The organism is Acidithiobacillus sp. (assembly GCF_023255755.1).
Taxonomy (GTDB): Bacteria; Pseudomonadota; Gammaproteobacteria; order Acidithiobacillales; family Acidithiobacillaceae; genus Acidithiobacillus.
The window spans coordinates 1-8,452 of record NZ_JAGDVS010000067.1 but is presented as its reverse complement, the minus strand read 5'-3'; the positions used below and the strand labels follow the sequence as shown (position 1 = coordinate 8,452).

At 61.4% G+C, this 8,452-nt stretch carries 9 protein-coding genes and 1 pseudogene; 4 read left to right on the top strand and 6 right to left on the bottom strand.

From position 1 onward, the window contains the following. The 4 genes and pseudogenes from Q0C48_RS04695 to Q0C48_RS04680 all read left to right on the top strand — a co-directional run. A pseudogene (locus Q0C48_RS04695) lies at positions 1 to 1,003 on the top strand (excinuclease ABC subunit UvrA); the annotation flags it as partial. A 64-nt stretch (positions 1,004 to 1,067) separates the two neighbouring features. After that, positions 1,068 to 1,622 carry a hypothetical protein gene (locus Q0C48_RS04690; protein WP_291522038.1) on the top strand — a complete coding sequence of 185 codons (555 nt, stop codon included), beginning with the start codon at positions 1,068 to 1,070 and terminating at the stop codon, positions 1,620 to 1,622. Between the two features lie 116 nt (positions 1,623 to 1,738). Then, positions 1,739 to 2,608 (top strand): thioredoxin, encoded by an 870-nt coding sequence (gene trxA / locus Q0C48_RS04685; protein ID WP_291522037.1) that lies wholly within the window; start codon positions 1,739 to 1,741, stop codon positions 2,606 to 2,608. 137 nt (positions 2,609 to 2,745) lie between these two features. Then, positions 2,746 to 4,263, top strand: a complete 1,518-nt coding sequence (locus Q0C48_RS04680; protein ID WP_291522034.1) for a Do family serine endopeptidase — start codon at positions 2,746 to 2,748, stop codon at positions 4,261 to 4,263. A 19-nt stretch (positions 4,264 to 4,282) separates the two neighbouring features. On the opposite strand, the gene xerD is transcribed toward Q0C48_RS04680, so the two are convergent. From xerD to rpsP, 6 genes are read right to left on the bottom strand one after another with little or no spacing between them, the layout of a single operon-like run. Next, positions 4,283 to 5,191 carry a site-specific tyrosine recombinase XerD gene (gene xerD, locus Q0C48_RS04675; protein ID WP_291522032.1) on the bottom strand — a complete coding sequence of 303 codons (909 nt, stop codon included), beginning with the start codon at positions 5,189 to 5,191 and terminating at the stop codon, positions 4,283 to 4,285. A gap of 46 nt (positions 5,192 to 5,237) precedes the next feature. Then, complete coding sequence (locus tag Q0C48_RS04670; RefSeq protein ID WP_291522030.1) at positions 5,238 to 6,470, bottom strand: hypothetical protein; 1,233 nt, start codon at positions 6,468 to 6,470, stop codon at positions 5,238 to 5,240. Between the two features lie 24 nt (positions 6,471 to 6,494). After that, positions 6,495 to 6,839, bottom strand: coding sequence for a 50S ribosomal protein L19 (gene rplS, locus Q0C48_RS04665; RefSeq protein ID WP_291522028.1), 345 nt, complete (start codon positions 6,837 to 6,839; stop codon positions 6,495 to 6,497). A gap of 21 nt (positions 6,840 to 6,860) precedes the next feature. After that, on the bottom strand, positions 6,861 to 7,604 hold the full coding sequence (trmD, locus tag Q0C48_RS04660) for a tRNA (guanosine(37)-N1)-methyltransferase TrmD (protein ID WP_291522026.1): 744 nt from the start codon (positions 7,602 to 7,604) through the stop codon (positions 6,861 to 6,863). Further along, positions 7,604 to 8,119: a ribosome maturation factor RimM gene (rimM, locus tag Q0C48_RS04655; protein WP_291522024.1), complete on the bottom strand. Its 516-nt coding sequence runs from the start codon at positions 8,117 to 8,119 to the stop codon at positions 7,604 to 7,606. The genes trmD and rimM overlap by 1 nt, the downstream gene beginning before the upstream one ends. Then, positions 8,103 to 8,363 carry a 30S ribosomal protein S16 gene (rpsP, locus tag Q0C48_RS04650; protein ID WP_215893491.1) on the bottom strand — a complete coding sequence of 87 codons (261 nt, stop codon included), beginning with the start codon at positions 8,361 to 8,363 and terminating at the stop codon, positions 8,103 to 8,105. The genes rimM and rpsP overlap by 17 nt, the downstream gene beginning before the upstream one ends. Between the last annotated feature and the right edge of the window lie 89 nt (positions 8,364 to 8,452).

Sequence of the window (8,452 nt, the reverse complement as noted above, 5' to 3'; positions counted from 1 at the left end):
CAGCCAGCGCTGGCTGGAGGTGCAGGGTGCCACCGGCAACAATCTGCAGTCGGTGAACGCGCGCATCCCCATCGGCCTCTTCACCTGCATCACCGGGGTCAGCGGTTCCGGCAAATCCACCCTCATCAATGACACCCTCTACCCCGCCTGCGCCCGCGTGCTCATGGGCAGTAGCCAGAGCCCCGCGCCGCATCAGCATTTGCGCGGGCTGGAGGAACTGGACAAGGTCATCGCCATCGACCAGAGCCCCATCGGCCGCACCCCGCGCAGCAACCCGGCCACCTACACCGGCCTCTTCACTCCCATCCGCGAGCTGTTCGCCGCCACCGGCGAGGCGCGCACCCGCGGTTACAATCCCGGCCGCTTCAGCTTTAACGTCAAGGGCGGGCGTTGCGAAGCCTGTGAGGGCGACGGCGTGATCCGGGTGGAAATGCACTTTCTGCCGGACATTTATGTGCCTTGCGACGTCTGTGGCGGCAAACGCTATAAGCGCGAGACTCTGGATGTCCACTACAAGGGCAAAAACATTCATGAGGTCCTGGAGATGACGGTGGAGGATGCGCGGGCCTTTTTTGACCCCGTCCCCTCCGTCGCCCGCAAATTGCAGACCCTGCTGGATGTGGGCCTCGGTTACCTGCGTCTGGGCCAGTCGGCCACCACTCTCTCCGGTGGCGAAGCGCAGCGCGTCAAACTCTCCCGGGAACTCTCCCGTCGCGACACCGGGCGGACCCTCTACATCCTTGACGAACCCACCACCGGGCTGCACTTCCACGACATCGCCCTGCTCCTCGAGGTGCTGCAGAAGCTGGCCGACGCGGGCAACACCATCGTCGTTATCGAGCACAATCTGGACGTCATCAAGACGGCAGACTGGGTCATCGACCTCGGCCCCGAGGGGGGTTCCGGCGGCGGCCAGATCATCGCTACCGGCACACCGGACGAAGTGGCGCACAATCCCCTGTCCCACACCGGGCATTATCTGGCGCGACATCTCAATCGTTGAGCTTTTTGCACACCCGCAGCCAATACCGCAAAATAACCGGCAACCATTGACTGGAGTTCACCGCATGCCCGTCCTCCCCGAACGCCGAGAGCAGATCCGCAGCGCCCATGCGGCGCTCATCCTGCAAGTCGTCGCCGCCTGCCAGAATGTCCATCTCCGGGCGCCGCTGGAAGAAAACCTGCGCGTCGCCACCGCCAATGGCTGGGGCGATCTGGTCGCCGTCATCCGCCAGATTCTGGCCGGGCAACGTGAGCTGGGCCTGCTGCAGGGGCTGGACGAAGAAGACAGTACCATCATCGAATCCATCCTCATGGGCTTGCAGAATCCCGAAACCTTGCCCAAAGCCGGAGACCCGGCTGATCCCACCCTCGCCGCGCCCGGTCTGGCCAGCGTTATCCTCGCCGCCCGCCGCGGTGAGCCGGAAGCCCTCGCCTGGCTGGGCCGTATGGCCAGTCAGATGCAGCGGGCCGGCGGCGATATGGCGCGCATGGGCGCGGCCCTTGGCCCCCTCTCCCGGGGCCAGTACGACCGCCTCAAACTGGAGCGCGGCATGGGACCGCTCGGGCGTAGTCTGCTCCAGTCCGTGCTGGACGCCCTGGCTAAAGCTGAACAGCAGTAACCGCCCCGGAAACCAGCCGCGCCTTGAAAACGCCCCATTTTGACCACACCTGAAACGGTAAATAACGGCAGTGCGGTCTATCCTCTTCTTCTCACCTCTTCCTCTCAGGAGTTCGTATGACAGTCAATGGGCACGTTCTCGAAGTGAACCTCGGTAATTTTCAGGAAGCCGTTGTAGGGCTATCCCGGAAGGTACTGGTACTGGTCGATTTCTGGGCGCCCTGGTGCGCGCCCTGCCGGGCATTGGGTCCGGTCCTCGAAAAACTGGCGGCGGAGATGGACGGCGCCTTCGTGCTCGCGAAGGTCAATTCTGACGAAAACGCCGACCTGTCGCGCCAGTATCAGGTACGCGGCATCCCGGCCGTCAAGGCCTTCAAGGATGGTAAAGTCGTCGATGAATTTACGGGGGCGCTTCCCGAATCCGCCGTGCGCCAGTTCATCAAGAAAAACCTGCCGTTGCCGGGTGACGATCTTCGCGTGCAGGCCCTTGACGCCATTGCCCAGGGCAAGGCGGCAGAGGCCGAACAATTGCTGGAACAGGCCATCGGCCTCAACCCCAGGAACGATCCTGCGCGCCTGGCGCTGGCGCACTTAGCCATCCAGCAGGGCCGCCATGCCGACGCCCAGGCGCAGATCGACGCCATGTCCCCCACCTTTCAAATGGAAATTGAGGTCGAGGGACTGAAAGCCCTGCTGGAATTCACCGAGACAGCCCGCAGCGCACCGCCCATGGCCGAACTGGAAGCCACCATTGCCAGCGAAAAGGGCGATCTCCGTGCGCAGGCCATGTATCAGCGGTCCTTGCTCCTTCTTTTGCAAGGGCAGGAAGAGGCGGCCCTGGACCAGCTCATCAAGATGGTTGAACGCCACAAAAACTATCAGGACGGCTTGGCCCGCAAAACCGTACTGAAGATATTCGCTTTGCAGGGTAATCAGGGGCCTCTGGTGGAACGCTACCGGTCCCGCCTGTCCCGCGCTTTGCACTGAGGGCGTTGCTATCCGCCACCGTCTCTCGTTGAGATTTATGTGTTATGTTGTAACGGTTGGCCGGAACTCCCGGTCTTTTCCCAGAGTCCAACCCAGGACGTACCGAACTGCAAGACAAAATCCCGAAGGAGAGTCCTATGGCGAATAATCGCCCGAATTCGATGTTGAAGCACCCCAAACTGGTAGTCACTGCCGTCGTAGCGGCATGTTTTGGTTTTTCACTGGGTGCGACGGAGTGGGCACATGCCGATGCCCCTACCTCGCCCGCCTTGTCCATCGCCACCAATACGGCCCCCCAGCAGGCGCTGGTCGCGCTGCCGGATTTCACCCCGATTATCGACCGTTACGGCCCGGCGGTAGTGAATATCAGCAGCACCACGAATAAGGTCATTCACCAGCAGACCAACCCTTTTCCGCCAAACTCGCCTTTCTATCAGTTTTTTCATCACTTCATGGCTCCCGGACAACATGGTTCAAACCCCCAGCAACATGAAAAAATTCAATCTCTTGGATCTGGCTTCATCATCAGTCCCGACGGCTATATCGTCACCGCCGGTCATGTCGTCCGCGGCGCGAACCATATCGTCGTTACCCTCACCACCCATCATGCCTATCCGGCTAAGCTGATCGGTCTCTCGGTGCGTTACGATACGGCACTGCTCAAAATCGACGCCAAGGACTTGCCCACCGTGCCCATCGGCAACTCCGACGATCTGAAGGTTGGCCAATGGCTGCTCGCCGTCGGCGCGCCTTTCGGCTTCTATAACACCGTGACTCAGGGCGTGGTCAGCGCCATGAACCGTCCACTGCCCGATGATGAATACATCCCCTTCATCCAAAGCGACGTGCCCATCAATCCCGGCAACTCCGGCGGACCGCTCTTCAACATGAAGGGCCAGGTGATTGGCATCAACGATCAGATTTACACCAACAGCGGCGGCTACATGGGTCTCTCCTTCTCGATTCCCATCAATACCGTGATGCGGGTGGTGCAGGACTTCAAGGACCACAAAGCGATCCAGTTCGGCTATCTGGGCGTCGAAGTGCAGGATGTCACGCCGCCAATGGCGCAAGCACTGCACCTCAAAGAACCGGTGGGCGCACTTATCGCCTCCGTCATGCCGGGTAGCCCGGCCGCCAAGGCAGGCATCAAGCCCGGTGACGTCATCGTCACCTATGACAACAAGCCGGTGTACAATGTCGGGCAGTTACCGCCTATGGTTGGCAATACCCTGCCGGGGACGCAGGCCAAGGTCGGCATCCTCCACCGCGGAAAAGCGGAAACCAAAGATGTCCTGATTACCGCCCTACCCAAAAACATGGAAGGGCCTTCCGGCAGCCAGGAACCTTCCACGGCGGCCAAAGTGGGCAAAGTCTCCCGTATGGGCATCCATGTCCAGTCGCTGACCCCCAGCATTGAGAAGCAGTTGGACGTGCATCATGGTGTCGTGGTGGTCGGCGTTAGTGAAGGCGCGGCAGCGGAAGCCGGGATCATGCCGGGCATGATCCTCCAGCAGATTGATCAGCAGGACGTCAACAGTCCCACCCAGTTGGAACACATTGTCGCCGCTCTGCCCGCTGACCAGCCTATCCCGTTGCTGGTGCGGCAGGGCAAAGCCAGCATCTACGTGGTGGTGACGCTGCCTAAGAAGTAGAGGCGCGACAATACAGGCATCACCCGCGCGGGTGATGCTTCTGATGTAATTCCTTCAAACGCGCCTGCGCCACATGGGTATAAATCTCCGTGGTGGAGAGATTCGCGTGGCCAAGCATCAACTGCACACTGCGCAGGTCCGCGCCGTGATTCAGCAAATGGGTGGCGAAGGCATGACGCAGGCCGTGGGGAGAGACGGTCTGGGTAATCCCCGCGACATGGGCGTAATGCTCAATGTTTTGCCAGAAACGCTGCCTGGTCATGGCGGCTCCGCGTCCCGTCACGAAAACGGCAGCACTGATGCGTTCGCCCAATATCTGCGGACGACCGCTTTGCAGATACTGCGCCATGCGTCCAGCGGCCATTTCTCCCATGGGCACCAGACGTTCCTTGCGACCCTTACCAAAGACCACCACCAGACCGGCGCTGAGGTCTACCTGGCGCGTCTCCAGATTCACCAGCTCCGACACCCGCAAACCGCAGGCGTACATCAACTCCAGCATGGCTGCATCGCGCAGTCCCAGAGGACGAGTGCAATCAGGGGCGGCGAGCAGGGCCTCTGTCTCGGTTTCACTGAGGACATGGGGCAGCGCCCGGCCGAGGCGGGGACTTTGCAGATTACGGCTGGGATCACGAGGCACCCAGCCCTCCCGCTCCGCATGACCGTAGAAGCGGCGCACGCTGGAGAGCAGGCGAGCCACGGAGCGCAGAGCCGCTCCTGACTGTAGCTTCTGTCCCAGTATACGCGCCAGAGCACCTTCATCGGCTGTGGTCAGGGTCAGCCCTTGCCCTGCGAGGGCGACCGCCACCTGCAGCAGATCCTGGCGATAAGCCGTCAGGGTATTTTCACCGAGGTTTTTTTCCAGCCACAGGGCGTCGAGAAAGGTATCTATCTGCTGACGCTCAGCAGACGCGGCGGCTGTAGTCATCGAATCGCCCAGTTGTGGTAAAACAGCGCGTCAGAACGCCAGCGGGTCAGTCCAGAAACAGGCGTGTAACTACCAGAGGATGAATCCATGCCAACGGTCCTCCCGTCAAGGATCCGGCGCGCTGCGTAGTGCGCCACAGGGACCAGAAGCCTGCCGGTCCACCCTGTGCCACACCGCGCTCGGCCACCTGTAACCACCACTGCGGGCCAGAGCCGGACGCCGCGGCATACAAAGCCCCCTGCCAACTGAATGGCGCAGGCACCGGCTCCAGTGCTGCCCGCTCACGATAAGCGGCCAGCGTACTGAAGTCCGGCCAGTCTTCCTGACGCTTCCATCCGGCAAAGCCAAAAGTGGTAGCCGCAGCACTGAACAACACTTTCCGCGCCTGCCGCAAACTCCGGTGGGGTAATGCCAACAAACTGCCGAGCCAGACATAGAGACGAATCAGCGGCAGGGGATCCTTGTCGCCACCGCCCTCAATGATCATCAGGGTAACGGTCAGGAAGAGCTGACGGATGGCGTCCAAAGGCTGGTCGCCGAGGGCGCGGATACGCCCCATGAAGGCAGGCAGATCGCGATCCCGCAGGGCATGGAGCAGCGGTTTATCTATGGCCGGATCGCGACTGGCACGCCCCTCTGGGACCACCACAGCCACCCCAGCAGGCAGTTTCCAGTGACTCTGCAAAAGCGCCAGGGCGCCCAGCGAGAAAGGCCGGGCAGACAGATCAGCCGCGGCGTCATGCCACTGCCCGTACAGGATGGTACGCAGACCCTGGGCGTGGTTATCATCGGCCAGGCGCTGGGCCAGACGGTTGAGGACAATCCGCCTGGCGTTATCGTCCTCCGCCATACTGAACAGCAGCGGCGCCAGCGTCTCCAGATCACCGTCTTCAATAGCCTTGGCGAAGGTGTCCGCCTCCATGTCCAGGGGCATGGGGTTGGCGGCCTCAAACCTCAGCGCAGCGGGCAGCATGGCTGCCGGCTTCACCAGCGATGCCTCCTGCACCTGTAAGGCAGTCGCCAACAGTGCAGGGGGCAAAGACTCCGCATCAGCGAGGAGCGCCAGGGTGTCCGCCACAATCTGCAGGGCCTGCGCATCTGCGGCGGCGGCCCACCAGTGCGGCAACAAACTCTGCTGCCAGGCAGCGCGCAAGACCAGGCGCTGAGCGGAATCGGCCCAGAGGATTTCCCGCTCAGGTACAGAAGCAAAACGCCAGTGTTCGAGGATCTCCCTCGAACCCGGCGTCAGCACTCCCTCATCCAACCCGAACCCGGCCATGGCCGAGTGCCGCGTCAGGCTGCATCAGCCCAGCTTTTCTTTGATGCGTGCAGCCTTACCGGAGAGGTCACGCAGATAGTAGAGCTTGGCGCGGCGCACATCACCACGACGCTTCACTTCTACCTTGGTCACCAGCGGCGAATAAGAGGGAAAAACGCGCTCCACCCCTTCACCGTTGGAGATTTTGCGGACCGTGAAAGCAGAGTGCAGGCCACGATTACGGCGGGCAATGCAAATACCTTCAAAAATCTGGATGCGCTCGCGGTCGCCTTCCTTCACTTTCACGTGAACAGCGACCGTATCACCCGCACCAAAAGCCGGCAGTTCCGACTTCATTTGTTCCTGATTAATTTCGTCAATGATGTTCATGCCCAACTCCTTAGCCTAGTATTACTGCGTTTCGCCGCCCTGACGGCGATACTCTTCCAATAATGCTTTCTCACCAGCCTGCAGCCCCCGTTGCTCCAGCAAATCCGGGCGCCGCTCGGCGGTGCGTCCTAACGACTGCTGCAAACGCCAGCGGCGGATGCGTGCGTGATCTCCGGAAAGCAGCACCTCCGGAACCCCCTCCCCAGCCACCACTTCGGGTCGGGTATAATGCGGGCAATCCAGCAAGCCGGACGCCGCAAAGCTATCTTCCGCCGCCGAATCCGCATGACCCAGCAGACCCGGCAACTGCCGCGCCACCGCCTCCATCAGCACCAGCGCCGGCAACTCACCACCTGCCAGCACGTAGTCGCCGATGGACCATTCCGCATCCACCGCTGCCAGCACCCGCTCGTCAATGCCTTCATAGCGGCCTGCCAGTAAAATCAGGCCCGGCAACACCGCGAAATCCTGCACCGCCTGCTGCTGCAAGCGCTGCCCCTGGGGCGACAAGTAAATCACCGGCGCCCCCGGATTGGCCTGCCGCGCTGCCGCGATAGCCGCCAGCAAAGGCGGCGCCATCATCAGCATGCCCGGCCCGCCGCCAAAAGGGCGGTCATCCACCCGCCGGTAGGTGCTGTCACTGAAATCCCGCGGGTTCCAGGTTTGCACCTCAATCAGCCCGCGGGTCAACGCGCGGCCGACAATGCCCTCCTGCAAATAACCGTGGATCAGCCCCGGAAAAATGGTGATGACGTCGAAACGCATCACCAGTCGGCTTGCCAATCCACGATAATCTGCCCGGCGGACAGATCCACACCTGCAGACGCTTCGGCCGACCACGGAATGAGCAGCTCACCACCCTTGCCGTCGCCGACCACCATCACGTCATTCGCCCCAGTCTCCAGGAAAGCAGACACGGTGCCCAGAGCGACACCTTCCCGGTTCAGTACCCGCAACCCGGTCAGCGTGCTCCAGTAAAATTCACCTGCTCCCGGATCAGGCAATTCGGCCCTGAGCACGGCGATCTCCTGCCCGATAAGGGCACGCGCCTGCTCACGGTCATCTACCTGCTTAAGCTTGGCCACCACACCCTCGCCCTGCATACGCCCGTCTTCCAGCACCCAAGGGCGCCGGGCCGGGCCGAGATACCAGGGCGAGTAGTCGAGGATGGTGTCGCGCTCTTCGGTAAAAGAAAAAACCTTCACCATACCGCGCACACCATAGATGCCGGAGACACGCCCCAGCACCACCCACTCCCCGGCATCAGGCGCTGGCGACACCCGTCTTGCTCACGCCTTCTTTCTTCAGAAAGCCGGCGACGGTATCGGACGGCTGGGCACCCTGGCTCAACCAGTAAGCGGCGCGTTCTTTGTTGATCCGCAGCTCGGCTACTGCGCCAATGGGATTGTAAAAGCCCAGGCGCTCAATAAAACGACCATCCCGACGGCTACGGCTGTCGGTCACCACTATGTGATAAAAAGGCCGCTTCTTGGCGCCGCCCCGGGCCATACGAATGACTACCATGTGTTCTCCTTAACCATGATCCCCTCCCACTGTGCGGGAGAAAGGCGCGTATCGTAACTAAAAACAAGCTCTAACGGAAGGGTAAACCG

What these genes read in the sequence shown, in the direction of transcription:
- Q0C48_RS04690 (WP_291522038.1), top strand. Translation starts at nt 1,068, where the DNA reads ATGCCCGTCCTCCCCGAACGCCGAGAGCAGATCCGCAGCGCCCATGCG.
- trxA (WP_291522037.1), top strand. Translation starts at nt 1,739, where the DNA reads ATGACAGTCAATGGGCACGTTCTCGAAGTGAACCTCGGTAATTTTCAG.
- Q0C48_RS04680 (WP_291522034.1), top strand. Translation starts at nt 2,746, where the DNA reads ATGGCGAATAATCGCCCGAATTCGATGTTGAAGCACCCCAAACTGGTA.
- xerD (WP_291522032.1), bottom strand. Translation starts at nt 5,191, where the DNA reads ATGACTACAGCCGCCGCGTCTGCTGAGCGTCAGCAGATAGATACCTTT.
- Q0C48_RS04670 (WP_291522030.1), bottom strand. Translation starts at nt 6,470, where the DNA reads ATGGCCGGGTTCGGGTTGGATGAGGGAGTGCTGACGCCGGGTTCGAGG.
- rplS (WP_291522028.1), bottom strand. Translation starts at nt 6,839, where the DNA reads ATGAACATCATTGACGAAATTAATCAGGAACAAATGAAGTCGGAACTG.
- trmD (WP_291522026.1), bottom strand. Translation starts at nt 7,604, where the DNA reads ATGCGTTTCGACGTCATCACCATTTTTCCGGGGCTGATCCACGGTTAT.
- rpsP (WP_215893491.1), bottom strand. Translation starts at nt 8,363, where the DNA reads ATGGTAGTCATTCGTATGGCCCGGGGCGGCGCCAAGAAGCGGCCTTTT.